Source organism: Stenotrophomonas veracruzanensis (genome assembly GCF_032911525.1).
GTDB lineage: Bacteria > Pseudomonadota > Gammaproteobacteria > Xanthomonadales > Xanthomonadaceae > Stenotrophomonas > Stenotrophomonas africana.
In genome coordinates this window covers 1-25912 of sequence record NZ_JAWJTI010000030.1, presented here as the reverse complement: position 1 = coordinate 25912, position 25912 = coordinate 1, and the positions used below count along the sequence as shown (strand labels likewise).

At 66.2% G+C, this 25912-nt stretch carries 22 protein-coding genes and 4 tRNA genes; 18 read left to right on the top strand and 8 right to left on the bottom strand.

The genetic code is table 11. From position 1 onward, the window contains the following. The first annotated feature begins 221 nt into the window (after positions 1–221). Positions 222–1964, top strand: a complete 1743-nt coding sequence (locus R1H25_RS15835; RefSeq protein ID WP_049447337.1) for a S8 family peptidase — start codon at positions 222–224, stop codon at positions 1962–1964. Positions 1965–2053: 89 nt separating this feature from the next. Here the strand turns inward: R1H25_RS15835 and R1H25_RS15830 are convergent, their stop codons facing one another. The 3 genes from R1H25_RS15830 to wrbA form a co-directional block, all read right to left on the bottom strand. Next, on the bottom strand, positions 2054–2539 hold the full coding sequence (locus R1H25_RS15830) for an asparaginase domain-containing protein (protein WP_041864473.1): 486 nt from the start codon (positions 2537–2539) through the stop codon (positions 2054–2056). Between the two features lie 79 nt (positions 2540–2618). Then, on the bottom strand, positions 2619–2954 hold the full coding sequence (locus R1H25_RS15825) for a DUF2069 domain-containing protein (RefSeq protein WP_049447338.1): 336 nt from the start codon (positions 2952–2954) through the stop codon (positions 2619–2621). Continuing rightward, on the bottom strand, positions 2951–3544 hold the full coding sequence (gene wrbA / locus R1H25_RS15820) for an NAD(P)H:quinone oxidoreductase (RefSeq protein ID WP_012510135.1): 594 nt from the start codon (positions 3542–3544) through the stop codon (positions 2951–2953). The genes R1H25_RS15825 and wrbA overlap by 4 nt, the downstream gene beginning before the upstream one ends. A 77-nt stretch (positions 3545–3621) precedes the next feature. On the opposite strand from wrbA, the gene R1H25_RS15815 reads away from it, so the two are divergent. Beyond that, positions 3622–4896, top strand: a complete 1275-nt coding sequence (locus R1H25_RS15815; RefSeq protein WP_049447343.1) for a YihY family inner membrane protein — start codon at positions 3622–3624, stop codon at positions 4894–4896. Then, on the top strand, positions 4893–5468 hold the full coding sequence (locus R1H25_RS15810) for a TlpA disulfide reductase family protein (protein WP_317224066.1): 576 nt from the start codon (positions 4893–4895) through the stop codon (positions 5466–5468). The genes R1H25_RS15815 and R1H25_RS15810 overlap by 4 nt, the downstream gene beginning before the upstream one ends. Before the next feature lie 524 nt (positions 5469–5992). Here R1H25_RS15810 and ppk2 read toward each other — a convergent pair. Further along, positions 5993–6775 (bottom strand): polyphosphate kinase 2, encoded by a 783-nt coding sequence (ppk2, locus tag R1H25_RS15805; RefSeq protein WP_019661160.1) that lies wholly within the window; start codon positions 6773–6775, stop codon positions 5993–5995. 223 nt (positions 6776–6998) lie between these two features. Between ppk2 and R1H25_RS15800 the strand changes: the two genes are divergently transcribed. Beyond that, a complete protein-coding gene (locus R1H25_RS15800) occupies positions 6999–7943 on the top strand; it encodes an IS481 family transposase (RefSeq protein WP_317224065.1) in 945 nt (314 codons plus the stop codon). Positions 7944–7980: 37 nt separating this feature from the next. Here R1H25_RS15800 and R1H25_RS15795 read toward each other — a convergent pair whose 3' ends face one another. The 3 genes from R1H25_RS15795 to hemA are packed head-to-tail and all read right to left on the bottom strand — an operon-like array spanning position 7981 to position 12042. Then, a complete protein-coding gene (locus R1H25_RS15795; protein WP_317224064.1) occupies positions 7981–9693 on the bottom strand; it encodes a tetratricopeptide repeat protein in 1713 nt (570 codons plus the stop codon). Between the two features lie 5 nt (positions 9694–9698). Beyond that, positions 9699–10781: a peptide chain release factor 1 gene (prfA, locus tag R1H25_RS15790; protein ID WP_057501638.1), complete on the bottom strand. Its 1083-nt coding sequence runs from the start codon at positions 10779–10781 to the stop codon at positions 9699–9701. Continuing rightward, positions 10759–12042, bottom strand: a complete 1284-nt coding sequence (hemA, locus tag R1H25_RS15785; protein ID WP_049444762.1) for a glutamyl-tRNA reductase — start codon at positions 12040–12042, stop codon at positions 10759–10761. Before hemA ends, prfA begins: the two co-directional genes overlap by 23 nt. A gap of 63 nt (positions 12043–12105) precedes the next feature. On the opposite strand from hemA, the gene R1H25_RS15780 reads away from it, so the two are divergent. The 8 genes from R1H25_RS15780 (at position 12106) to ychF (ending at position 19097) form a co-directional block, all read left to right on the top strand. Then, positions 12106–13791, top strand: coding sequence for a tetratricopeptide repeat protein (locus R1H25_RS15780; protein WP_317224063.1), 1686 nt, complete (start codon positions 12106–12108; stop codon positions 13789–13791). Continuing rightward, positions 13788–14447, top strand: a complete 660-nt coding sequence (gene lolB, locus R1H25_RS15775; protein WP_317224062.1) for a lipoprotein insertase outer membrane protein LolB — start codon at positions 13788–13790, stop codon at positions 14445–14447. Before R1H25_RS15780 ends, lolB begins: the two co-directional genes overlap by 4 nt. Continuing rightward, a complete protein-coding gene (gene ispE, locus R1H25_RS15770) occupies positions 14444–15313 on the top strand; it encodes a 4-(cytidine 5'-diphospho)-2-C-methyl-D-erythritol kinase (RefSeq protein WP_317224061.1) in 870 nt (289 codons plus the stop codon). Before lolB ends, ispE begins: the two co-directional genes overlap by 4 nt. An 11-nt stretch (positions 15314–15324) precedes the next feature. Then, positions 15325–15401 (top strand) — tRNA-Gln (locus R1H25_RS15765). A gap of 139 nt (positions 15402–15540) precedes the next feature. Further along, the gene (locus R1H25_RS15760) at positions 15541–16500 is read left to right on the top strand and encodes a ribose-phosphate diphosphokinase (protein WP_005415400.1); all 960 of its coding nucleotides are present in this window, start codon (positions 15541–15543) and stop codon (positions 16498–16500) included. 110 nt (positions 16501–16610) lie between these two features. Further along, positions 16611–17228, top strand: coding sequence for a 50S ribosomal protein L25/general stress protein Ctc (locus R1H25_RS15755; protein WP_107379152.1), 618 nt, complete (start codon positions 16611–16613; stop codon positions 17226–17228). A 48-nt stretch (positions 17229–17276) separates the two neighbouring features. Further along, positions 17277–17855 carry an aminoacyl-tRNA hydrolase gene (pth, locus tag R1H25_RS15750; protein ID WP_317224060.1) on the top strand — a complete coding sequence of 193 codons (579 nt, stop codon included), beginning with the start codon at positions 17277–17279 and terminating at the stop codon, positions 17853–17855. Between the two features lie 150 nt (positions 17856–18005). Further along, positions 18006–19097, top strand: coding sequence for a redox-regulated ATPase YchF (ychF, locus tag R1H25_RS15745; protein ID WP_014036087.1), 1092 nt, complete (start codon positions 18006–18008; stop codon positions 19095–19097). 616 nt (positions 19098–19713) lie between these two features. Here ychF and R1H25_RS15740 read toward each other — a convergent pair. Further along, positions 19714–22452 carry a TonB-dependent receptor domain-containing protein gene (locus R1H25_RS15740; protein WP_317224059.1) on the bottom strand — a complete coding sequence of 913 codons (2739 nt, stop codon included), beginning with the start codon at positions 22450–22452 and terminating at the stop codon, positions 19714–19716. A gap of 170 nt (positions 22453–22622) precedes the next feature. Between R1H25_RS15740 and R1H25_RS15735 the strand changes: the two genes are divergently transcribed. The 6 genes from R1H25_RS15735 to R1H25_RS15710 form a co-directional block, all read left to right on the top strand. After that, positions 22623–23642 (top strand): cyanophycinase, encoded by a 1020-nt coding sequence (locus R1H25_RS15735; protein ID WP_317224058.1) that lies wholly within the window; start codon positions 22623–22625, stop codon positions 23640–23642. Between the two features lie 105 nt (positions 23643–23747). Beyond that, positions 23748–24764 carry an isoaspartyl peptidase/L-asparaginase family protein gene (locus tag R1H25_RS15730; protein ID WP_154348567.1) on the top strand — a complete coding sequence of 339 codons (1017 nt, stop codon included), beginning with the start codon at positions 23748–23750 and terminating at the stop codon, positions 24762–24764. A gap of 137 nt (positions 24765–24901) precedes the next feature. Further along, positions 24902–24987, top strand: a tRNA-Tyr gene (locus R1H25_RS15725). A gap of 24 nt (positions 24988–25011) precedes the next feature. Then, positions 25012–25085, top strand: a tRNA-Gly gene (locus R1H25_RS15720). Positions 25086–25134: 49 nt separating this feature from the next. Continuing rightward, positions 25135–25210: transfer RNA gene (locus tag R1H25_RS15715), tRNA-Thr, on the top strand. Between the two features lie 41 nt (positions 25211–25251). Beyond that, positions 25252–25912: GTP-binding protein (locus R1H25_RS15710; protein ID WP_317224057.1), on the top strand; the 661-nt coding region annotated here is incomplete at its 3' end.

Genomic DNA, 25912 nt, shown 5'->3' with positions numbered 1-25912 from the left:
CCCTCGACCCGTAAAGTCTCAGATCAGACATTTCATCTTGCTGAAAAGACGCTGAAAATCTTGTGGTGTCCGGTTTTGGTCATTAGCGTCATCTGCACGGCGGATTGATAGGGGAATCCGCTGACTCGCCGGACTTCGAACCTCGCCAACGAAAGCCAGCCCATGGTTCGGCCGGTGCTTCTGCCGATTCCGGCATTCACACCACTAGAAAGGGAAATACGATGTCCCAGGTAACGCAACCGCGTGTGCGTCGAGTGTGGGTGGTCCTTGGTGCGTCCGTTCTGTCATCGCTGCTGCTGGCCACGCCTGCGCTGGCCGGTGATGTCCAGCTCAGCGGCCTGCAGTCCGCGCCGACCCACCAGCGTTTCATCGTGAAGTACCGCGACGGCAGTGCCCCGGTGGCCAACACCACCGCATTGGCCTCTTCGCTGAAGAGCGCCGCCGCTGGCATGGCCACGAGCCAGGGCCGCGCGCTGGGCCTGCAGCAGGTCCGCAAGCTGGCCGTGGGCCCGACCCTGGTCAAGACCGACCGTCCGCTCGACCAGGCCGAATCCGAGCTGCTGATGCGCAAGCTCGCCGCCGATCCGAACGTGGAATACGTCGAAGTCGACCAGATCATGCGCGCGACGCTGACCCCGAACGACACTCGTTTCAGCGAGCAGTGGGGCTTTGGCACCTCCAGTGCCGGCATCAACATCCAGCCGGCCTGGGACAAGTCCACCGGCACCGGCGTGGTGGTGGCCGTGATCGACACGGGCATCACCAACCATCCCGACCTCAACGCCAACATCCTGCCCGGCTACGACTTCATCAGCGACGCCGCGATGGCCCGTGATGGCGGTGGCCGCGACAACAATCCGAACGACGAAGGCGACTGGTACGGCGCCAACGAGTGTGGCTCGGGCATCCCGGCCTCCAATTCCAGCTGGCACGGCACCCACGTTGCTGGCACCGTGGCGGCCGTGACCAACAACAGCACCGGCGTGGCTGGCACGGCGTTCAATGCGAAGGTCGTCCCCGTGCGCGTGCTCGGCAAGTGCGGTGGTTATACCTCCGACATCGCCGATGCGATCGTGTGGGCATCCGGCGGCACCGTCAGTGGCGTGCCGGCCAATGCCAACCCGGCCGAAGTCATCAACATGTCCCTGGGCGGTGGCGGCACCTGCTCGGCTACCTACCAGAACGCGATCAATGGCGCGGTCAGCCGTGGTACCACCGTGGTGGTTGCCGCCGGCAACAGCAACACCAACGTGTCCTCGTCGGTGCCGGCCAACTGCGCGAACGTGATCGCGGTGGCGGCCACGACCTCGGCCGGTGCGCGTGCCAGCTTCTCCAACTATGGCGCCGGCATCGACATTTCCGGCCCGGGCCAGAGCATCCTGTCCACCCTCAACACCGGCACCACCACGCCGGGCAGCGCCACCTACGCGTCCTACAACGGCACCTCGATGGCGGCGCCGCATGTGGCCGGTGTGGTCGCACTGATGCAGTCGGTGGCGCCGAGCGCGCTGAGCCCGGCGCAGGTCGAGAGCATCATCAAGAGCACGGCACGTCCGCTGCCGGGTGCCTGCTCGGGTGGTTGCGGCGCCGGCATCATCGACGCCAATGCCGCTGTGGCTGCAGCGATCAACGGTGGCGGCAATCCGAACCCGGGCGGCAACGTGCTGCAGAACAACGTGCCGGTGACCGGCCTGGGCGCCGCGACCGGTGCCGAGCTGAACTACACCGTCGCCGTTCCGGCCGGCAGCACCCAGCTGCGCGTTGCGATCAGTGGCGGCAGCGGTGATGCCGACCTGTACGTGCGCCAGGGCAGTGCCCCGACCGATACCACCTACACCTGCCGTCCGTACCTGAGCGGAAACAGCGAGACCTGCACCATCAACAGTCCCACCGCCGGCACCTGGTATGTGCGGGTGAAGGCGTACAGCACCTTCTCGGGCCTGACCCTCAGCGCCCAGTACTGAGCCCAAGTCCCTCTCCATGGGCACGCCCCGGCCCAGGCCGGGGCGTTTTCTCTTTGGGTAGGTGCCGACCTTGGTCGGCACGCTGTTCCTCAGACCGACTCGAAGCGGTTCGCGGCCACGTTCTTGCGCACGTGCTGCGGATCGAATATCCGGCCGTTCATGGCGATGTACACGCCGCTCGGCAACGACTGCACCGCACCGATCGCGCAGCCGATGTTGAACTCGGCATCCGAGCCGCGGAAGCGTGCCGGGCTCAGCGCGCCGGTCATCACGATGGTCTTTTCTGGAATCGTCGCAAGCACCTGGCCGGTCTGCACCATCGAATCGGTGCCGTGGGTCACCAGCACGTGCCGGGTCGGCTGCGCGGCGATGGTGGCGCGGATCAGTTCGCGGTCCTCATCGTTGATGTGCAGCGAATCCTTGCGCAGGATCGGAATCACGTTGAAGCGGAACGTCACGCCCAGCTCGCGCAGGATCATGCCGATCTGGGGGTCGCCGATCTGGTAGTCCGACTTGTCGTCGAAGTAGATCTTGTCGATCGTGCCACCGGTGGTGACGACCAGGAGCTCTTCCATCATGTGCATGCGCGAAACCAGGACAGGTGCAGCGGCGCGGGGCCAGGAACACAGATGATACGGCCCGGCGGCCGCAGCGTCAGCGTCGCTTGCCGAAGCGGGCGCGCAGCCCCGGCAGGCTGGCGCTGAAGATCACCAGCAGGGCCAATGCAATCTCGATCAACGCCAGCCAGCGCGTCTCCGGGTGGCTCCAGGCGCTCATCACGCCATGGCTGAACCAGCCCAGCGCCAGCACCGAAGCCCAGAAGCCGGCCTTGCGCCAACCCAGTTGCAGGGCAACAGCCAACGCCAGTGGCGGCGCGGTGAACACCAGCTGGGTGGCCAGCCAGTGCTTGTCATTGATGAACCAGCCGGCGAACAGCGCGGCCAGCCCCATCAGGGCCAGCAGCAGGACCGTGCGAGCCGGGCGGCTCATCGGGCCAACCGTTGCGCGATGTCGGCCACCCGGCGGCCCAGCGCGCGGGCCAGCACGGCCTCGTCATCGGTCGGCTGCGGGTCATCGGCGGCGCCGGCCACGTGGCTGGCGCCATAGGGCGTGCCGCCACTGGTGGTGTGGCTCAACGCCGGTTCGGTGAACGGGATGCCGACGATCACGCAGCCGTGGTGCAGCAGCGGCACCTGCATCGACAGCAGGGTCGATTCCTGCCCGCCGTGCATCGAGGCGGTGGAGGTGAATACGCCGGCCGGCTTGCCTGACAGGGTGCCGTTGACCCATTCGGCGCCGAGCCCGTCCAGGAAATGCTTGACCGGCGCGGCCATGTTGCCGAAGCGGGTAGGGCTGCCGAGCAGCAGGCCCTGGCATTCCACCAGGTCCTGCACGCTCACGTAGGGCGCGCCATCGTCGGGCACCGGCGGCTGTGCGGTCTGGGTCACGGCGGCCACCGGCGGCACCGTGCGCAGGCGCGCGGTCATGCCCGGCACTTCGCCAATGCCCCGCGCGATCTGGCGCGCCAGCCGTGCCACCGAACCGCCCCGGCTGTAGTACAGCACCAGAATCTCGCCCATCGTGCCCGCTTCTCCTCGTCGTGTGGTCGCCAGTATGGCTATCCTGCCAGCATTCCGCATCGGGTACCCTTCCACCGATGGAACCTTTGGATACGCTCAACCTGTGGATGGAGCGCGCGCGGGATCGCGCACGGGCCATCAGTTTCGGCCGCTTCCTGTGGCATCGCTTCCTCGACGACCGCCTGTTCCAGGCAGCGGCGGCGCTGGCCTACACCACGGTGTTCGCGCTGGTGCCGCTGGCCATCGTGGTGTTCGGCGTGCTCTCGGCCTTCCCCGTCTTCGACCGCTGGAGCGACCAGCTCAGCGATTACGTCTTTTCCAACTTCGTGCCCAACGCTGCGCGCGCCGCGGAGGGCTACCTGCGGCAGTTCTCGGCCAGTGCCGGCCAGCTCACCGCCGCCGGCTTCATCGCGCTGGTGGTCTCGCTGCTGATCACGCTCAACAGTGTTGAAGAGACCTTCAACCAGATCTGGCGGGTCGGCTCGACCCGGCCCAAGCTGACCCGCTTCCTGGTCTATTGGACCGTGCTGACCCTGGGCGCGATGCTCGCCGCTGCTTCGCTGGCAGTATCGGCGCGGGTGTTCGCAATGCCATTGTTCGGCACGCAGGAGGGCCGCTGGCTGGCCGAGCTTGCGCTGCGGGTGGCGCCGATCTTGATCGAGTTCGTGTGCATCACGCTGATGTTCCGGGTGGTGCCGCATCACACGGTGAAATGGCGGCACGCAGTTCCCGGCGCAATCCTGGCCGCGGTGATCCTGGAGCTGGTGAAGTGGGGCATCGGCGCCTACCTGGGCAGCTTCCAGTCCTACCAGAAGCTCTATGGCACGGTCGCCTTCGTGCCGATCCTGCTGCTGTGGATCTACCTATGCTGGGTGGCGGTGCTGCTGGGCGCGTCGCTGTCCTCGTCGATGGCCGCCTTCCGCTACCAGCCAGTGGAACTGCGCTTGCCCCAGGGCTACGAGTTCTACGGCCTGCTGCGCCTGCTCGGCCGCTTCCACCATGCACGCGCCAAGGGCAGGGGCCTGGCCGATGATGAAATCCTGCGGCTGGAGCCGATGCTGACCGACTCCCTGCTGCATGACCTGGTCTGCAACCTGCAGGAGATCGACCTGCTGCGCCGTGACGAGCGCGGCGAGTGGCTGCTGTCGCGTGACCTGAACCAGGTGAGCCTGGCCGATCTGTACGAATGCACCCAGCTGCGCATCCCGGTAGCCGAGCAGCACCTGCCGTACCGCGACGACAGCCTGGGCCGTGCCGCATTGGCGGCGCTGGACGATCTGCGACTGCCCCTGCGTGAACGCCTGAAGCGCAAGGTCAGTGATATCTATACCGATTCCGGAGACATGCCATGACCCGCAAGACGACGTTGCCGCTGCTGCTCCCGTTGACCCTGCTGCTGGCCCTGTCGGCCTGCAAGCCGGCCCAGGAGCCGACCCCGGCCAGCAGCCAGCCGCCGGCACAGGCACCGACGCCGGCCGCACCGGTGCCGGTCGATGAAACCCCGGCCGAGCGCACCACCGCCGAGTTCCCGACGCTGAAGATGAAGGCGGTGGATGGCAGTGATTACGATCTGGCCGCGCATCGTGGCAAGTGGGTGGTGGTGAACTTCTGGGCCACCTGGTGCGCACCGTGCCGCAAGGAGATGCCCGAGCTGTCGGCGCTGCATGCGATGCGCAGCAACATCGAGGTGGTCGGTCTGGCCTATGAGGACATCGAAGTGCCGGAGATGCAGTCGTTCCTGACCAAGCATCCGGTGACCTATCCGATCGTGATCGTGGACCCGTTCGATCCGCCGGCGGACTTCGCCACACCGCGCGGTTTGCCGCTGACGCACCTGCTGGATCCGCAGGGCAAGCTGGCGCACACGTTCCTTGGCCCGGTGACGGCCGCCGACATCGAAAAGCAGATCGCTGCTGCCAAGTAGTGGGTTGGTCGGCAGGGCCTGCGGCCCTGCACCCGTGGAGGCCAGAGCAACAGCAACGGCAACAGCCGGAGCAAAGGCGGGTCTCCTGAGGGATGGCGGGGTGGGGCCGGTTGCGGGGGCCGCTGCAAGTACGTCCATGTAAGCTCGGTCGCCGCATCCATGCGGCTCACGCCCCCGCAACCGGACCCACCCCGCCTTCGACAGTTTTCTGCGAGCTGTCGGTATTGCTTTCTGTAGAGCCGAGCCATGCTCGGCTCAAATCTCACAGATATCGAAATATTCGATTTCGATTGAGAGTCATCCACGCATGGCGTGGATCCATCAGATCGCGGAGATCTGTCAGAGGTGGGGCGGTGCCGGAGTGCGGGGTGTCAGCCGCATGGATGCGGCTGCCAAGCCTACAAGGACGTACTTGCGGCGTCCCTGCACTCCGGCACCGCCCCACCATCCCACGGAATACCCGCTGTTGCTGTTGCCGTTGCTCTGGCTTCGGCAGGTGCAGGGTGCAACCCTGCCGACCCACCCTATTCCTCGACCGGGAAGTCCTCGATCGGCTTCAGTACATCGTAGTGCTCGCGATGCAGCTTGCCCTTCAGCTTCGGCAGCTCCGGCAACGGCGCATCCACCCGCGTGTCCGGCAACCGGTCCAGCAGGTTGCGCACCAGGGTCAGTCGCCCCAGCCGCTGGTCGTTGAAATCCACCAGCGTCCAAGGCGCCGCCTCGCGATGCGTCGCGCGCAGCATCGCCTCACGGGCTTCGGTATAGGCGCTGTACTTGCTGCGCGATTTCAGGTCGACCGGGGACAGCTTCCAGCCCTTCAGCGGATCGAGGTGGCGTTCGGCGAAACGCTTCTCCTGCTGCTCCTGGTCGACGCACAGCCAGTACTTGAACAGCAGGATGCCGTCATCCACCAGCAGCTGCTCGAACACCGGCGCCTGGCGCAGGAACTGCTGGTACTCGGTTTCGCTGCAGTAGCCCATCACCCGCTCGACGCCGGCGCGGTTGTACCAGCTGCGGTCCATCAGCACGATCTCGCCGGCGGCGGGAAGATGCGAGGCGTAGCGCTGGAAATACCACTGCGTGGCTTCGCGGTCGGTGGGCTTGGGCAGCGCCACCACCCGGCACTGGCGCGGGTTGAGGTGCTGGCTGATGGCCTGGATCGCGCCGCCTTTGCCTGCGGTATCACGGCCTTCGAACAGCACCAGCAGGCGCTGCCCGCTGTGCTGCACCCAGCGCGCCATGGCGGTCAGTTCCAGCTGCAGCGGCAGCAGCAGTTCGTCGTAGTCCTTGCGCTTGAGCTTGGCCATCGTCACACCACGCGGAGAGGAAGCCCGAGCGTAGCGCAGGGATGGCTCAGGCGATGTCGACGCCTGGTAGAGTCGACTGTCAGTCGACTATCGCGCGCAGCGCGGGGTTTCAGGCTTCCTGCCGAAGGCAGTCGACTAACTGTGATCTCTCTGTAGGTTGTTCATCCGGGACATCTTTGGAAAATGGTGGTTACCACACCTCTCCAGACCCCAAAGAGCCCGGATGAACCACCATAAAAATGCCCGTTTGACCGTCCATAGTCGAGCACTTCTTGTTCGCCGCATCCTCCACGAGGGCCTGCGCCCAGAGGAAGCAGCCCAAGCATGCGGCGTAAGTGTGCGTACGGCCTACAAATGGCTGGCCCGATTCCGGGAGTTCGGGGTGTCGGGGCTGGAAAACCGCAGCTCACGTCCTCACCGGACACCACATGCGACATCTGCACCGGTGGTGGAGCAGATCAAGGAGTGTCGCCGTAAACGGCAGACCTATCTGACCATCTCAAAGACCTTGGGGATCGGCCACAACACCATTTCCAGGCTGATGCGCGCCCACGGCCTCAATCGTTTGTGTCGGCTGGATCTGCCTAAGGAGGTCATCCGATACGAATACGATCAGCCCGGAGGGCTGCTACACCTGGACATCAAGAAGCTGGGCAACTTCCAGCGGCCGGGCCATAGAACCGACGCCAAGCGCCGAGGAAATGCCGGTGGCGGCGGCTGGGGCTACGTGCACGTGGCTATTGACGATCACTCCCGTGTCGCCTACAGCAGCGTCCACCCCAACGAACAAAAGGAAACGGCCTGCCAGGCACTGCTGGGTGCCTTGGAGTACTACGCCAGCCTGGGAATCACCTTCAAACGAATTCTGACCGACAACGGGGCGTGCTATCGCTCCGCTGCATTCGCAAAGCTACTTAAGTCCCTTGGGATCAAGCACATGCGCACTAAACCTTACACGCCGCGCACCAACGGCAAAGCGGAGCGCTTCATCCAAACCAGCCTGCGCGAATGGGCCTACGCCCGCGAATACGCCTCCTCGGACCAGCGCAATTCCGTGCTGACCCAATGGCTGCACCACTACAACTGGCACCGCCCTCACATGGGGATCGGTGGCCAACCACCTATTTCCAGAGTCCTGCTGAACAACGTGGTGGGTTTACACAACTAACAGTCGACTCTACCCAGTCGACATCATCCAATCGACATTACCCGGTCGGTTCGGTTGTTCCCAGCCAGCCGTGTTCGCGCGCCAGCCGCTGCAGCAGCGCCGACAGGTCGCGGGCGAACCCGTCCATGTCGAACAATCCACTGCGCTCGCGCGCCTGCGCCAGATCGGCACGCAGCGCGGCCAGTGCCGCGGGGTCATTGCCCAGCGCGCTGGCGGTGGCGATGAACGCCGCATCGTCAGCGACATTCATTCGCGCCAGCCCCAGATGGTGATTGAGGCTGCCGGCCACGCGCGCGGCGAAGGTGTCGCCGGGGCAGGTCAGCACCGGGCAGCCGGCCCACAGCGCGTCCGACGCGGTGGTGTGCGCGTTGTACGGATGCGTGTCGAGGAACAGGTCGGCCCGCTGATAGCGGGCCAGGTACTGCGGATGCGGCAGCTTGGCCATGAACACCAGGCGTGCCGGATCCAGGCCGGCGGTCTGCGCGGCAGTGCGCAGGCGAGCGTCGGCCTGGCCGGGGCCGGACAGCAGCCACAGCACGCTGCCGGGCACGGCCTGAAGCACTGCGAAGGCGCGGCCCATGCTGCGCGGGTTGAGCTTGTAGCTGTTGTTGAAGCAGCAGAACACCACGCCGTGCTCGGGCAGGCCGCACTCGGCGCGGGACGGTGCCGGTTCAAGCACACGCGTGCTGTCCGAGGGCTGGAAGGCACGTGGCAGGCGCAGGACACGTTCGCTGAAGTGCGATTCCAGTGATGCCGGCAGCACGAATTCGTCGGCGACCACGGCATCCAGCCATCGCGCGCCTGACGTGCCGGGATAGGCCAGCCAGTTCAGCTGCAGCGGGGCTGGGCGCATCGCCAGGACTTCCGGCGTGCCGCCACCGCCCCAGCCGCGCAGGTCGAACAGCAGGTCAATGCCCTGTGCGCGGATGCGGGTGGCGATGTCGGCATGACGCAGGCCGGACATGTCGTGCAGGTGCGTCGCCGCCTGCAGGCGCTTGCGGATGCGGCTGCCGTCGTCGTGGTTCAGTGCGAACAGGTGCAGTTGCAGAGCAGGATCATGGCGCAGCTGTTCGAGCAGGGCCACGGTCAGCAACCCGGTGGGATGGGCACCAAAGCCATTGGACAGGAAGCCGACGCGCAGCGGGCCATGCTCGCGAACCTTCACTGCAGGAAGGGGGCGCACCGCCGACGCCACGACTGCGGCGCGCGCACGCGCGCAGACCAACTGCTCGGCCGCGCTGGCGTCTTCACTGAGGAAGGCGAACGGCTCCACCGCACCCTGGCCGGCGGCGAGCGCGGCGCGTACCTGCGCAGCCAACGCGTCCACGTCCTGCCAGTCGCACAGGCGGCGCTGCCAGGCCAGGCGCTGCGCGGCGATATAGGGTTCATCCGGCATCAGCGCATGCGCGCGGCGATAGGCCGCTGCTGCGCCTTCAGCATCATCGGCGTCTTCCAGCGCATGGCCCAGCCACAGCGCGATGCCCGGGTGCTGCGGGGCCAAAGCCGAGGCCTGGCCGAGCAGCCTGGCCGCGTCGGCATGCGCACCGGCCATCCAGGCCACGCGGCCCAGCCGTGCCAGTGCCTCGGGGTGGTTCGGGCGCAGCTGCAGCGCACGTCGTGCGGCCTGCTCACCGGCGGCGATGTCGCCGGCCTCCAGTTCCAGGTCGGCCAGCATCACCCAGGCGACGAAGTCGCCGGGCTGGCGTGTGATCGCCTGTTGCAGGTGCTGCCGCTGCTGCCAGGCCGACATGCGACTCAGCTCGCCGACAACTGGGCCAGGGCGTCGACCTGGTGTTCGTGGCTGAGCCGCTGCAGCAGCGGGTCGAGGTCGCCGGCCAGTACGTTGGGCAGGTCGTACAGCGTCAGGCCTTCCACGCGGTGGTCGGTGATCCGGCCCTGCGGGAAGTTGTAGGTGCGGATGCGCTGGCTGCGGTCGCCGCTGCCGACCTGCAGGCGCCGTGATTCGGCCTGCGCGGCGTCCTGGCGCTGGCGCTCGGCGTCCAGCAGCTGTGCTTTCAGGCGCTTCATCGCCTTGTCGCGGTTGGCGTGCTGGCTGCGCTCGGTCTGGCATTCCACCACCACGCCAGTCGGCACGTGGGTGATGCGGATGGCCGATTCGGTCTTGTTGACGTGCTGGCCACCGGCGCCGGACGAGCGGAACGTATCCACCTTCAGGTCGGCGGGGTTGATGACGATGTCATCGACCTCATCGGCCTCGGGAATGATCGCTACGGTGGCCGCCGAGGTGTGGATGCGGCCCTGCGATTCGGTGGCTGGCACGCGCTGCACACGATGCGTACCCGATTCGAACTTCAGGCGTGAGAACGCGCCACGGCCGACCACGCGCGCCACCACTTCCTTGTAGCCGCCATGCTCGCCCGGGCTGTCCGATTCGATTTCGACTTTCCAGCCCTGGCGCTCGGCGTAGCGGGCGTACATGCGGAACAGGTCGCCGGCAAAGATCGCGGCCTCATCGCCGCCGGTACCCGCGCGCACTTCCAGGAACAGGTTGCCTTCATCGCGCGGGTCGCGCGGCACCAGCAGCAGCGCCAGCTCCTGCTCCAGTTCCTGCAGGCGCGCCTGTGCCGCAGCGATTTCCTCGTCGGCCAGCTCGCGCAGGTCGGGGTCGGCGCGCATGCCTTCGGCGGCGGCCAGGTCGGCCTTGGCACGGGCTTCATCGGCGAGGGCGATGGCGATCGGTTCAAGTTGGGCGAATTCGCGCGAAAGGTCGCGGAAACGGGTGTTGTCGGCGACCACATCGGGTTCGGCGAGCAGGCGTTCCAGTTCTTCGCGGCGCTCGGCCAGCGCTTCCAGCTTACGGCGCAGGGTCGGCGTCATCGGGTCTCACGGGTGGGTGGCGGTAACCCGGCGTGGCCGGGAACAGGCGCTCGGCGGCGCGGGTCAGGTCGGCATCGCCACTCAGCGCGGCAGCGCGCAGGGCGGCGGTCGGCGGATGCAGCAGGCGGTTGGTCAGGCCGTGGGCCAGCAGTTCCAGCACTTCATCGGCCGGCTTGCCGTTGGCCAGCTGCTGGCGTGCGCGCTCCAGCAGCTCGGCGCGGGTGGCCTCGCCGAACGCACGCAGCTGCCGCAGCGGCGCCTGGTGGGCGCTGGCCTGCTGGGTCTCGACGAAGCGCGACACCTGCAGGTCGATGATCGCCTCGGCTTCGGCGGCGGCCTCGCGACGGCCACGGCGGTTGTCTTCCACCGCGCGTTCCAGGTCATCGACGGTGTAGAGGAAGGCATCGTTGAGCGTCCCGACCTCGGCCTCGATGTCGCGCGGCACGGCCAGGTCGAACAGCAGCATCGGCTTGTGCCGGCGCGCACGCAGGGCCTTGGCCACCATCTCGCGATGGATCACCGGCTCGCGCGCGGCGGTGGCCGAGAACACCACGTCGGCCTCGCCCAGGTGGCGGTCCAGTTCGGTCAGCGGCAGGGCCACGCCGCCATGGCGGCTGGCAAGTTCCTGCGCGTGGGCGAGGGTGCGATTGGCGATCAGCAGCCGGCGGACCTTGCCCTCGCTCAGGTGCCGTGCAGCCAGTTCGATGGTCTCGCCGGCACCGACCAGCAGCACGGTGGAATCGTCCAGCCGGGCGAACGCGTTCTGCGCCAGGCGCACCGCCGCCGAGGCGACCGACACCGGGTTGGCGCCGACCTGGGTATCGGTGCGCGCACGCTTGGCCACTGAGAATGTCTGCTGGAACAGGCGGTCCAGGCGCTGGCCAAGCAGACCGTGGTCGCGCGCGGTCGACCAGGCATCCTTCACCTGGCCGAGGATCTGTGGTTCACCCAGCACCATCGAGTCCAGCCCGGTGGCGACGCGGAACAGGTGGCGCACGGCCTCGGCATCGGCATGCTGGTACAGGTAGCCCTGCAGGTCGCCGGCCTGGCTGTGCAGCCACTGGTCCAGTGCCTGCGCCGAATCGGCCACGGCGTACAGTTCGGTGCGGTTGCAGGTGGACAGCAGCACCGCCTCGGCGATCTGCGGGGTATCGCGCAGCGAACCGAGCGCGCGCGGCAACGCCTCACCGGCGAAGGCCGCGCGCTCGCGCAGCTCCACCGGTGCGGTCTGGTGATTCAGTCCGAGCACCCACAGGGTCATTGTTCAGTTGCTTGCGATAAGCTGCTGGCCATTGGACGACATTTTAAGGCCCCGATGCCGACGATGCCCGCATTGATTCGCATCCCCAGTGTTCTGCTGCTGTCTCTGGCCTGCTGCCAGGCCCTGGCGGCAGTGCCGGCCAAGGCCCCCGTACGGGCCCCAGCCACTGAGGAACTGGCGCTGGAACCGGTGATGGCCGGTGAGTTCGCGCTGCAGGCCGGCAAGCTGGCCGACGCCGCGCGCTGGTACCTGCAGGCAGCCCAGCAGACCGACGGCGACGCCGGCCTGGCCGAGCGCGCGACCCGCATTTCCATGCTCGCCAACGACGATGCCAGCGCCGCCAAGGGCCTGGCCCTGTGGCAGCAGCGCGCCCCACGCTCGTTGACCATGCGCAGCGCCGCCGGTGCGCTGGCCATGCGACAGGGCGATGTGAAGGCCGCCCGCACCGAGCTGCAGGCCCTTCTGGCCGACCCCGACGAGCGCGGCTGGAAGTTCGCGCTGGCCGCGCTGATCGGTGGTGGCCGTGATCCGGCGGTGCCCGCACAGGTGCTGGGTGAGCTGGTCGACGCCAACGCCATTCCGCCGAAGATCGAAGCCTGGCAGGAATTCGGCCGCCTGGCCCTGCGCATGGAAAAGCCCGAGCTGGCGCGGCGCATGATCGATGAAGTGGTCAAGCGCTTCCCCGAGGAGCCGCGCGTGGCGTTGCTGCGTGCCAGCCAGCTGCAGCAGGCGGGCGAGACCGACAAGGCATTGTCGTTGCTGCACGACGTGGAGCCGAAGACCCGCCAGGACCCGGAACTGCGCAATGCGGTGGCCATCGCCTACGACAGCCTCGGCCAGCCGTCCGCCGCCGAGCGCGTGCTGGCCTTCGGCCCGCAGGACGTGCAGACCTGGGGCATGCGCGCTTCGCTGCTGGCCAAGCAGGGCGACAAGGCCGCGCTGTCCAACCTCTACAACGAACTGTCGCGGCAGGCGGCCAAGCCGGACCCGGCGCAGCGCCTGCTGCTGGGCAAGATCGCCGAATATCTGAAGCGCTACCCCGAGGCGGTGCAGTGGTATCACAGCGTGCCCGGTGGCGATGAGCTGAGCGAAGCGCGCCTGCGCGCGGCCAACGCCCAGGCCCTGGCCGGGCGCCTGCAGCTGGCGCTGGATGAAGTGCACGCGATCCAGTCCGATGCGGTGGTCGACGACGATGTGCGCCGCGACGCCTACCTGCTGGAAGCCGAACTGCGCCAGCGCGCAGACGATAGCGCCGGTGAACTGGATGCGCTGGCCCGGGGGCTGGCCGCTTACCCGGATGACAACGGCCTGCTGTACGCCCGTGCGCTCACCTGGGAACGCCGTGACGACATCCCACGCGCCGAGGCCGATCTACGCAAGATCCTGGTGACCGAGCCGGAGAACGTACCGGCATTGAACGCGCTGGGTTACACCCTGGCCGATCGCACCGGTCGCCTGCAGGAGGCTCTGGAGCTGATCGACCGCGCCCGCGTGGCCGAACCGGACAACGCCGCCATCGTCGACAGCTATGGCTGGGTGCTGTATCGCCTGGGCCGCAAGGAAGAGGCACTGGTGCAGCTGCGCCGGGCCTGGACCCTGGCCAAGGACCCGGAGATCGCTTCCCACGTCGGCGAAGTGCTGTGGGTGCTGGGCAAGCATGACGAGGCCCGCCACTTCTTCGAGGAAGCGGCCAAGCTCGACCCTGAAAACCGCGCGCTGCTGCGCGCCCGCGAGAAGTTCAATCCATGAGTGTTTCCCTGATCCGGCCGCTGCTGTTGGCGGCCGCGACCCTGATGGTCAGCGCCTGCACCAGCGTGGGCACGCAGAAGACCCCGGCGCCAGCGGTGGTCGATACCGTGTCTGCCGAAGCGGCGCAGGCCGAGGCGGCGCGCGTGGCCGCGCTGCAGGCACAGCCGGACTGGGCCTTCCAGGGCCGGGTCGCGGTCAGCAAGGGCAAGGACGGCGGCAGCGGTCGCATCGACTGGAAGCAGGAAGGGCGCCGTTATGTGGTCGAGCTGAGCGCGCCGGTGACCCGGCAGAGCTGGAAGCTGACCGGCGATACCCATTCCGAAGCCGGCCGCCTGGAAGGGCTGGCTGGCGGGCCGCGTGCCGGCGAGGACGCCCAGCAGCTGCTGCTGGAAGCCACTGGCTGGGACATCCCGGTCAACCAGCTGCCGGAGTGGATTCGTGGCCTGGTGGCTGGCGATGCTGCCGGTCCGGAGAAGGTCGAGCGCGACGGTGAAGGCCGGCCGCGCCGCATGCAGCAGATGGGCTGGCAGGTGCAGTACCTGGACTGGTATCCCGCCGAGGCCGGGCGCCCAGCGCTGCCGCGCCGGATCGAGGCCAGCAATGGTGATGCCAAGGTGCGCCTGCTGGTGGACCAGTGGGGGCAGGGCGCTCCATGAGTGGGGTAGCCGATGGCACGGGCTGGTCCTGGTGGCCGGCCCCGGCCAAGCTGAACCTGTTCCTGCACATCACCGGCCGCCGGGCCGACGGTTACCACGAGCTGCAGACCGTATTCCGCCTGCTGGACTGGGGTGACCGCATCGGCCTGCGCCTGCGTGAAGACGGCCTGGTGCATCGGCAGGGCGAGGGCCTGGCCGGCGTGGCCGAGGCCGATGATCTGGCGGTCCGCGCCGCGCGGCTTCTGAAAGATGCGGCCAATATCGCGCAAGGCGCAGACATCATCGTTGAAAAGCACGTTTCTGCCGGTGGGGGGTTCGGTGGCGGTTCCTCCGACGCGGCCACCGTGCTGGTCGTGCTGAACCGGTTGTGGCGGGCAGGGCTGGACGAGGACGCGCTTGCCGCGCTTGGCCTGCGCCTGGGCGCGGACGTGCCGGTGTTCGTGCGCGGGCGCAACGCCTGGGCCGAAGGGGTGGGCGAGCGCCTGCAGCCGATCGTGCTGACACCGGCCTGGTATGTGGTGGTTGAGCCGGGCGTTCATGTTCCCACCCCGGCCCTGTTTGCAGACCCGGATTTGACGCGCGACAGCCCAGTGGCGAAAATAGAGGACTTCGCTTCCGGGACCCTGGTCGGGAACGCGTTCGAACCGGTGCTGCGCCGCCGTGAGCCTGCCGTCGAGGCAGCGTTCGCCGCGTTGAGCGACATCGGCACGGCGCGGCTGACCGGTTCGGGAAGTGGTTGTTTCGTCGAGTTCGCATCGCAGTCTGCCGCAGAGCAGGGACGGTCGAAGTTGCCGAAGGAGTTGCGGGCAAGGGTGGCAGCGGGCGTTGCGCGTTCGCCACTGCTGGATGCACTCGAGCAACACTGATTTATCAATGCAGGGGCGTCGCCAAGAGGCCCAAGGCACCAGGTTTTGATCCTGGCATTCGTAGGTTCGAATCCTACCGCCCCTGCCAATAGCGGCTGTGTCCGCGCCTTCCAGCGCATCACCTGCGCGGGACGTGGAAACAACCGCGGTGTTGTCAGCAGCAAGGGTCCATCGGGTCCTTGCCGACCCCGGATCCCCGCCACTCGTCCCCGCCCGAGACAATCATGATGCAAGAGTCCCCGAACCTGCTGGTCTTTTCCGGCAACGCCAACAAACGTCTGGCGCAGAACATCTGCAAGGAACTGGGGGTTCGCCCGGGCAAGGCGCTGGTCTCGCACTTCTCCGATGGTGAAGTGCAGGTGGAAATCGAAGAGAACGTCCGCAAGCAGGACGTTTTCGTGATCCAGCCGACCTGCGCGCCGAGCGCGGAAAACCTGATGGAACTGCTGGTGTTGATCGACGCGCTCAAGCGCGCATCGGTGGCCAGCGTGACCGCCGTGGTGCCGTACTTCGGCTACTCGCGCCAGGATCGCCGCATGCGTTCCTCGCGCGTGCCGATCACCGCCAAGCTGGCGGCGAAGATGTTCAGCACCGCTGGCGCTGATCGCGTGCTGACCGTCGACCTGCACGCCGACCAGATCCAGGGCTTCTTCGATATTCCGGTGGACAACGTGTATGCGTCCCCGCTGCTGCTGGCCGACATCTGGCGCGCCTACGGCACCGAGAACCTGATCGTCGTGTCGCCGGACGTGGGCGGCGTGGTCCGCGCCCGTGCGGTGGCCAAGCGCCTGGATGACGCCGACCTGGCGATCATCGACAAGCGCCGCCCGCGCGCCAACGTCTCCACCGTGATGAACATCATCGGTGACGTCGAAGGCAAGACCTGCGTGATGGTCGATGACATCGTCGATACCGCCGGCACCCTGTGCGCCGCTGCCGCTGCCCTGAAGGCGCGCGGTGCGCTCAAGGTCGCCGCCTACTGCACCCACGCGGTGCTGTCGGGCCCGGCGGTGGACAACATCACCAATTCCCAGCTCGACGAGCTGGTGGTGACCGACACCATCCCGCTGAAGGACGCAGCGCGGGTGTGCAGCAAGATCCGCCAGCTGAGCGTGGCGGAAATGCTGGCCGAAACGATGCGCCGCATCGCCTTCGGCGAGTCGGTCAGCTCGCTGTACGTCGACTGAGTTTTTCGTCCCTGCCGGCAACGGCGGGGGCATACCCCGGGTGCTTCTGGTCGCGGAAGCATCTTCAACCGCCAAGCCGCAGGGCGAGGCAACAACCTGAGTAGTCGAAAATGTCGAAGACCCATGAAATCAAGGTCACCAAACGTGAACTGCAGCGTAAGGGTGCGAGCCGCCGCCTGCGTCACGCTGGTGTGATCCCGGCCATCGTGTACGGCGGCAACGCCGAGCCGGTCGCCATCAGCCTGGACCACAACGAAATCTGGCTGGCCCAGCAGAACGAGTGGTTCTATGCCTCGATCCTGGACCTGAACCTGGACGGCCAGGTGCAGAAGGTCCTGCTGCGTGACATGCAGCGCCACCCGTACAAGCAGCTGATCATGCACCTGGACTTCCAGCGCGTGAACGAGAACGAAGCCCTGACCGCTTCGGTCCCGCTGCACTTCATCAACGAAGACACCTCGCCGGCCGGCAAGGCTGCCGACGTCGTGGTCACCCACGAACTGAAGGAAGTGACCATCACCTGCCTGCCGAAGGACCTGCCGGAGTCGATCGAAGTCGACCTGGGCGAGCTGAAGGCCGGTGACGTGGTGTACCTGTCCAACATCAAGCTGCCGAAGGGCGTGGAAATCCCGGCCCTGGCGCTGGGCAAGGACCACGACGACGCCATCGTCACCGCCAAGGCCGGCAAGGTCGACGCGGCTGACGAAGAAGCGGCTGCCGCCGAGTAATACCGCTACGGTGCCTGCCTCCGGGCAGGCACCGTACTGGAAGGAACCATGGCAGGACTGCGACTGATCGTCGGTCTGGGCAACCCCGGATCGGAACACGCCCGGACCCGGCACAATGCCGGGTTTCATTTCGTTGAGGCCCTGGCGGAAAAGGCCGGTGCGCGATGGAATGTGGACAGCAAGCTGTTCGGTGAGACCGCCAAGGTCGAGATCGCCGGGCAGACGGTGTGGCTGCTCAAGCCCGCCACCTTCATGAATCTCAGCGGCAAGTCGGTCACCGCCGCACAGCGGTTCTGGAAGATCGAGCCGGAAGAAACCCTGCTGGCCCACGACGAACTGGACCTGACGCCCGGCGTGGCGCGGCTGAAGTTCGACGGTGGCCACGGCGGCCAGAACGGCCTGCGTGACACCATGCGCCTGCTCGGCCACGGCAAGTTCCACCGCCTGCGCGTGGGCATCGGCCATCCCGGCCACAAGGACCGCGTGGTGGGTTGGGTGCTCGGCCGCCCCTCCAAGGACGACGACGTGCTGATCGCGCGCGCCATCGACGATGCGATCGACGTGATGCCGCTGGCAGTGCAGGGCGATTTCAGCGAAGCGATGAAGCGGCTGCACACCCCGAAATAACCGGTAGGTACCGACCGTTGGTCGGCAACGGGCATCAACCGGCCCGGTAGTTGCCAACCTTGGTTGGCAGATGTTGAACGCCGAGATGGATTGGCCAAGCAGCGCGCGCGCTGTTTCACCAATCACTTTCACCCCAGAGAGCTGTCACCCATGGGTATCAAATGCGGCATCGTCGGCCTGCCCAACGTCGGCAAGTCGACCCTGTTCAATGCGCTGACCAAGGCGGGTATCGCCGCGGCGAACTTCCCGTTTTGCACCATCGAGCCGAACGTCGGCATCGTGCCGGTGCCGGATCCGCGCCTGAACGAGCTGGCAGCGATCATCAACCCGCAGAAGGTCATCCCGACCGCGGTCGAGTTCGTCGACATCGCCGGCCTGGTGGCCGGTGCCGCCAGCGGTGAAGGGCTGGGCAACAAGTTCCTGGCGCACATCCGCGAAGTCGATGCGATCACCCATGTGGTGCGCTGCTTCGAGAACGCCGACGTCATCCACGTCAACAACAAGGTCGACCCGATCTCGGACATCGAAACCATCGATACCGAACTGGCGCTGGCTGACCTGGACAGCGTCGAGAAGGCGCTGAACCGTGCCGAACGCGCGGCCAAGGGCGGTGACAAGGACGCGGCGGCGCGCAAGCCGGTGCTGGCCAAGCTGCAGGCGGCACTGTCCGACGGCAAGTCCGGCCGGTCGGTGGGCCTGGACGAGGAAGAGAAGGCGCTGGTGCGCGACCTGTTCCTGCTGACCCTGAAGCCGGTGATGTACATCGCCAACGTGCTCGAAGACGGCTTCGAGAACAACCCGCACCTGGAAGCCGTGCGCGCGCACGCCGCCGCCGAAGGCGCGCAGGTGGTGCCGGTGTCGGCCGCGATTGAAGAAGAGCTCTCCCAGCTCGATGACGAAGACCGCGATACCTTCCTGGCCGACCTGGGCCTGAGCGAGCCGGGCCTGAACCGCGTGATCAACGCGGCCTACAGCCTGCTCGGCCTGCAGACCTACTTCACTGCTGGCGTGAAGGAAGTCCGTGCGTGGACCGTGCGCAAGGGTGCCACCGCCCCGCAGGCTGCCGCGGTCATCCACACCGACTTCGAGAAGGGCTTCATCCGCGCTGAAACCATCGCGTATGACGACTTCATCAAGTACAAGGGCGAAGCTGGCGCCAAGGAAGCCGGTCGCCTGCGGCTGGAAGGCAAGGAATACCGCGTGCAGGAAGGCGACATCCTGCACTTCCGCTTCAACGTCTGATCCAGCGGCATCGGATCGACCCCGGACGCCCCGCCTTGTGCGGGGCGTTTGCGTTTCTGGCGATGGACAAAAAATCACCACGCTGCGAAACGCTTGCGGCGTGACGTTCGCCGGCACTTGTCCACAGCAAACTCCCATCGCTTTCCACGCCATGTGTGGAAAACCGACGAACCTGATGTAGAGCCGAGCCCATGCTCGGCTGATGCCAGCCGGAGCCGAGCGTGGGCTCGGCTCTACAAGGGGCTCGTCCGCGCGACCTGGACAAATTTTCACCGCGCTTCGAAACGCCTGCGCTGCAATGCTCGCACCCACTTGTCCACATCAAGTTCCCATCGCTCTCCACGTACCGTGTGGAAAAAAATCGGGGCCGTGGACAAAAAATCACCACGTCCGGAAACGCCTGCACCGCAACGCTCGAACCCACTTGTCCACACCAAGTTCCCATTGCTTTCCACGTGCGGTGTGGAAAACCCCGGGTAGCCCGCTCTGGTAGTCGCCCACCTTGGTGGGCGCGCGGCGAAACAGTGCCCACCAAGGTGGGCATCTACCAGGGCCGCAAACAACAAGGCCCGCCAGTGGCGGGCCTTGTCGTCCACGTTCTGCAATGCGGCGTGCCTTACAGCGCGCTGCCACCGAACTTGTGGGTGTACTGCAGGTTGATGGTGCGGCCGACGCTGTCGAACCAGGACACGTCGTAGTACGGATAGGCCGTATAGGTCAGGTCCTTCGGCGGCATCTTGTTGAACACATTGACCACCGACAGCGACAGGCGCGAGTGGTCGTCGAAGCGGTACTGCAGCGAAGCGTTGTAGCGGTACGTCGCCTTGATGTACGGGCTGTCACCGCTGTCCCAGTCGAAGAGCTGGTCGTAGCTGTCCGAGGTCGGCAGCTTGCCCAGGCGCGAACCATAGACCGTTGCAGACCACGCATCCTTCTCCCAGGTCACGCTCAGGCTGGTCTTGGTACGCGGGATGTCGAAGCCGCTGTTGACCGCGAACTGATCTTCGACCGGGTCGCCGGGGTAGCGCTGGAAGTCGTGCTTCTTCACCCAGGTGTGGGTGCCGTTGAGGATGAAGTCGCCGATGCCGGTCTGCAGGCGGTAGCGCAGGCCGACGTCGATGCCGGAGGTGGACTCGCGCGCAACGTTGATCGGCTCCACGCGCACGCCATACAGGCGCCCGTCGTTGCTGCGGGTGATGCGTGCGAGCGCATCCACGCAGGTCGGCGAGTTGACGTCGGCAGTACCCAGGCGGCAGTTCGCTTCACTGGCCAGGATCGTGCGCACGTCCATGTCCTGCACCTGCTTGCGCATGTCGATGTCAAACCAGTCCACCGACAGGTCCAGGCCGATCGCCGGCGACCAGACGAAGCCGGCACTCCACGAGGTGCTGGTTTCCGGATCGAGCTGGCGGTTGCCGGTGCGGCTGCGGATCAGGTTGCGTTCGTAGTCGGCGCAGTCCGTGGCACCGTCGGCGCGACAGCTGTACAGGTCTTCGGCGGTGGTCTCGTCGTTGCCCGGTCCGGCGAACACATAGTGCAGGTCCGGTGCGCGGAACGCGGTTCCGTACGAGCCACGCACCAGCAGGGTGTCGATCGGGCGCCACTCCAGGCCGCCACTCCAGGTCGCCTTGCCGATGATGTGGCCGGAATAGCGGTACTGGTCATAGCGGCCGGCCACGCTCAGGTTGACCGTCTCGTGCAGCGGCATGCGCAGCTCGGCCGCCGTGGCCCAGCGGTTGCGCGAGCCCTGGCCGTCCGAATCCTTCCAGCTGTAATAGTAGTACTGGGTCGCCAGCGGATCGGGATTGAGCGAATACGCCTGCTGGCCCACTTCCACGGTCGCGGCGAAACCGGCATCGCCCCCCGGCAGGCCGAACAGCGCGGAGTTGGTCAGCGTGAACGCAGCCGTCTCGGTGCGCGACTTCGGGGTGTAGGTGGTGCGCGCCGCGATCGAGTCGTACTCGGCGCGGGTCAGCGGCCGGTACAGGCGTGACGGATCAGCGTTGTAGATCGGGAAACCGTCGTCGTCCACGCCCAGCTGCGGGCCGAGGAACAGGTCGTTGGCCTTGGCGGCAATGATCTGTGCCCAGCTGATCCGCGACTGGTACTGCGAATGGCTCAATGCCGCTTCGTAATCCCAGTTGCCGGTCAGGTTGCCCTTGAAGCCGGTGGTCACGCTGAAGGTCTTCTGCGTGCTGCGCACCATCGCATTGCGCAGGCCACCCATTTCCTCGGGTGAGAACTGGCGCTGCCAGAACTCGATCTCGCCGGTGGCTTCGTTGTTGAAGTAACCCGACTCATCGCCGTTGGCGTCCATGCGGCCCCACTTGGTGACGTCGCGCATCAGCGACATCGTGTGGTAGCCCAGCTGCACATCGGCGAACCACTGCTGGCCATTGTCGAAGTCGTAGCTCAGCGAGGCGTAGCCATTGGCACCACGGCGCTTGCTGAGGATGGTGCCGTAACCGATCGAGCTGTCGCTTCCGCAGTAATAGCCATAGCGCGGGCGGTAGGCGCGGTAGGTGCTGCCTTGGTTCTGCCCAGCCAGCGCTTCGCAGGTGGCCGCGCCCGGGTCCAGGTAGTCATCGTTGTAGTCGGTGCGCAGGTAAGCGCGGCGGGCGATGCGCGAGCCCTCTGTCGGGCCGTCCTGGGTCGAATCCTGGATGTCGCGCTCGTACGCCCACAGCGGGGTCTGCGATTGCAGCTCAACGCTGTACACCGCGTTGAAATTGCCGCGGCTGAAACCGCTGGCGAGACTCATGTCGAACGACTCGCCACCGCCTTCGCTGGTGGTGCCCATGCGCATGTCGATGGTGGTGCCGTCGGCCTTCTTCTTCAGGATGAAGTTGACCACGCCGGCGATCGCGTCCGAGCCGTAGATGGCCGAGGCGCTGCCGGTCAGCACTTCGATGCGCTCGATCATCCCCAGCGGGATGTTGGAGACATCGGTGAAGTTGCTGCGGCCCTTGAACGGCATCGGGAAGTCGGCGATACGGCGGCCATTGACCAGCACCAGCGTGTGGTTCGGGCCCAGGCCGCGCAGGTCCACCTGCTGGGCGCCCGGCGAGAAATCGGCGCCACTGGAGGACTGCTGGCTCTGCGTCTCACCGCCGTTCTGGGTCATCGCACGCAGCACGTCCGGCACGCTGGTGAAGCCGCTGGAGCGGATCTGTTCGGCGTTGATCACCGTGATCGGGGCGGGGCCTTCCACCTGGGCGCGCGGAATGCGCGAACCGGTGACCTGCACCGCATCCAGTTGTCGAACCGAGGAGGAAGCCGGTGCCTGGGCCGCCGCAGAAGCAGCCACGCCCATCAACGCCAGCTGGATCGACCACGCCATCGCCTTTCTACGCATGAGGAATTCTCGGAAATGAAGCCGGCCCGCAGAGGAGGGGCCCTGTCCCCCATTCAGATATCCGGAATGGGCGCGCGCATTTAACGCCTTTTTTATGTCCTTGACTACTGGATCCCTATCTGGCAAAGAGTGAAAACGCTTGCAAGTCGATTCTGTTCAGGGAGATCAAGATGCGACGCCTCCATCGGATCCTGCGTACCCCCTTTGCCTGGCTGGCGCTGCTGGTGTTGGCCATGCCGTTGGCCGCCCTTGCGCAGGACCTGCAGGGTCCGGGCTTCGCCTACTACGAAACCGGGGATCTCGACGCACCCCGGCCCGGTCCGCGCGTGCCAGCCATGATGCTGATGGGCGGTGGCGAATGGGTGCCGGAAGCCTTTCAGTGGTGGCTGAAGCAGGCCGGGAATGGCCGCGTGCTGATCCTGCGCGCTTCTGGCAGTGACGAGCTGCAGGACCGCCTGTATCGCGAGATCGGCGGCACCACCGCAGTGCAGACGCTGGTCTTCGACAGCCGCCGCGGCGCCGACGATCCGGCCGTGCTGCGCGTGGTTGCCGCAGCTGATGCCATCTTCATTGCCGGTGGTGACCAGTCGCGCTACATCCGCTTCTGGAAGGGCACTGCGCTCAACCGCGCGCTGAACGCCCATGTGCGCGCCGGCAAACCGATAGCCGGCACCAGTGCCGGGCTCGCCATCCTCGGTGGCTATGCCTACGGCGCGATGGACGGCGGCAGCATCACCTCCGCGGGTGCGCTGGCCGACCCGATGGGCAGCGCGGTGACCATGGACAGTGGCTTCCTGCAGATGCCTTACCTGCAGCGCGTGGTCACCGACACCCATTTCGACAAGCGCGATCGGCTCGGCCGCCTGATCGTGTTCGTGGCGCGCGCCGCCCAGGACAGCGGTGATCCCGACATCGTCGGCATCGGCGTTGACGAGGACACCGCCCTGTGCGTGGAGCCCGATGGCCAGGCCCAGGTCTACAGCGCCGATGGCGAAGGCAAGGTCTGGGTGGTCAGCCCCGGTCGTGATGCCGACCGTCTGGTGGAAGGCGAGCCGCTGCGCTTCCGTGCCGTCCCGGTAACCGTGGTCGCCAGTGGCAGCCGCATGCGCCTGGATGACGTCCAGGCCGACGCCGACTATCAGGCGGTGGCAGACATCAGCGACGGCGAGATGGAGTTCACGCTTCGGTAGTGTCGGCTGCTGGCCGGCAACTCACCTTCCCTGACGCGCCCCTTGCCGGCCAGCGGCCGGCGCTACCCTGCAATCCATTTCCTCGTCCTGCTGGAGACGTACCCGATGAAACTGCGCCTGGCGCTGTCCGCGCTGTTGTCCCTGCCCATGCTTGCCCAGGCCGCGCCGGCCACCTCACCGCTGCTGGTCATCCACGGTGGCGCCGGTGTCGAGCGCAAGGACCTGTCGCCGTCCGAAGAGAAGGCTGCACGCGATGCGTTGCGCGCTGCGCTGCTGAAGGGCCATGCCGAACTGGCGGCCGGTCGCCCGGCGCTTGCAGCGGTCACTGCGGCGATCACCGTGCTGGAGGACGATCCCACCTTCAACGCCGGCAAGGGCGCAGTGTTCACCCACGACGGCCACAACGAGCTGGATGCGGCTGTCATGGATGGCGCAAGCCAAGCGGCGGGCGCGGTGGCGGGCGTCCAGCGCGTGCGCAACCCGATCCTGCTCGCGCAGACCGTGATGCAGAAATCCAGGCACGTGATGATGGTCGGGCAGGGCGCCGAAGCCTTCGCGGTCGAGCAGGGGATGTCTCTGGTCGATCCCTCCTACTTCCGCACGGAGAAGCGCTGGCAGCAGCTGCAGCGTGCACTGAAGGAAGAGGCCAGTGGCCAGGCACACGCCGATCTGGAGACCGCAAAGCATTTCGGGACCGTCGGTGCGGTCGCCTTGGATGCACAGGGGCACCTGGCCGCCGGTACCTCCACCGGCGGCATGACCAACAAGCGCTATGGCCGGGTGGGTGACTCGCCGATCATCGGTGCAGGCACATGGGCCGATGCGCGTTGTGCGGTATCGGGCACCGGCTGGGGCGAGTACTACATCCGCACTGCTGCCGCACACGAGATCTGCGCGCGCATGCGCTACCAGGGACAGAGCCCGGAACAGGCAGGCAAGGGCGTGATCAACGAGGCGATTCCGCAGATGGGGGGCGACGGCGGTGCGATCGTGCTCGGCGCAGACGGCAAAATGGCCACGCCGTTCAACACCCAGGGCATGTATCGGGGCTGGATTGGCGCCGACGGTGTCCCTCATGTCGCAATTTTCGCCAACGAGACCCTGCCGGTCCCGGGGCAATAACCTTGCGTATCAATGGGTTTGCGACAGCGTGTGAAAAAAGTGGAAAAAAGCGTTGACAGCCCCCCGTCCCATCAGCAGAATAAGCGGCTCACCACCACACACCGCAACGCTTCGGCGGCAACGGAATGGGGTGGTAAGGAGGGATACCCAAGCGGCCAACGGGGGCAGACTGTAAATCTGCTGGCTTACGCCTTCGGTGGTTCGAATCCACCTCCCTCCACCAGTTTCACGTTGTGACATTCCCGGCGCGGGAGTAGTTCAATGGTAGAACCTCAGCCTTCCAAGCTGATGGTGCGGGTTCGATTCCCGTCTCCCGCTCCATTGAATGAACTTTGAATATTATCGAGTTCATGTCATAATGCAAAACTCGGCTCACGTAGCTCAGTCGGTAGAGCACTTCCTTGGTAAGGAAGAGGTCGAAGGTTCGATTCCTTTCGTGAGCACCATCTTAAGCATCACCTCTCAGACGAATTCGAGATAAGCAGCCATGGCCAAGGGTAAGTTCGAGCGCACCAAGCCGCACGTCAACGTCGGCACCATCGGTCACGTCGATCACGGCAAGACCACGCTGACCGCCGCACTGACCAAGATCGGTGCCGAGCGCTTCGGTGGCGAGTTCAAGGATTACTCCTCGATCGACGCCGCTCCGGAAGAAAAGGCTCGTGGTATCACGATCTCGACCGCGCACGTCGAATACGAATCCCCGGTCCGTCACTACGCCCACGTCGATTGCCCGGGCCATGCTGACTACGTCAAGAACATGATCACCGGTGCCGCCCAGATGGACGGCGCGATTCTGGTGTGCTCGGCCGCTGACGGCCCGATGCCGCAGACCCGCGAGCACATCCTGCTGTCGCGTCAGGTCGGCGTGCCGTACATCGTCGTGTTCCTGAACAAGGCCGACATGGTTGACGACGCCGAGCTGCTCGAACTGGTCGAGATGGAAGTGCGCGAGCTGCTGAGCAAGTACGACTTCCCGGGCGACGACACCCCGATCATCGCCGGTTCGGCCCGTCTGGCGCTGGAAGGCGACCAGAGCGACATCGGCGTGCCGGCCATCCTGAAGCTGGTCGATGCCCTGGACAGCTGGATCCCGGAGCCGGAGCGCGCGATCGACAAGCCGTTCCTGATGCCGGTGGAAGACGTGT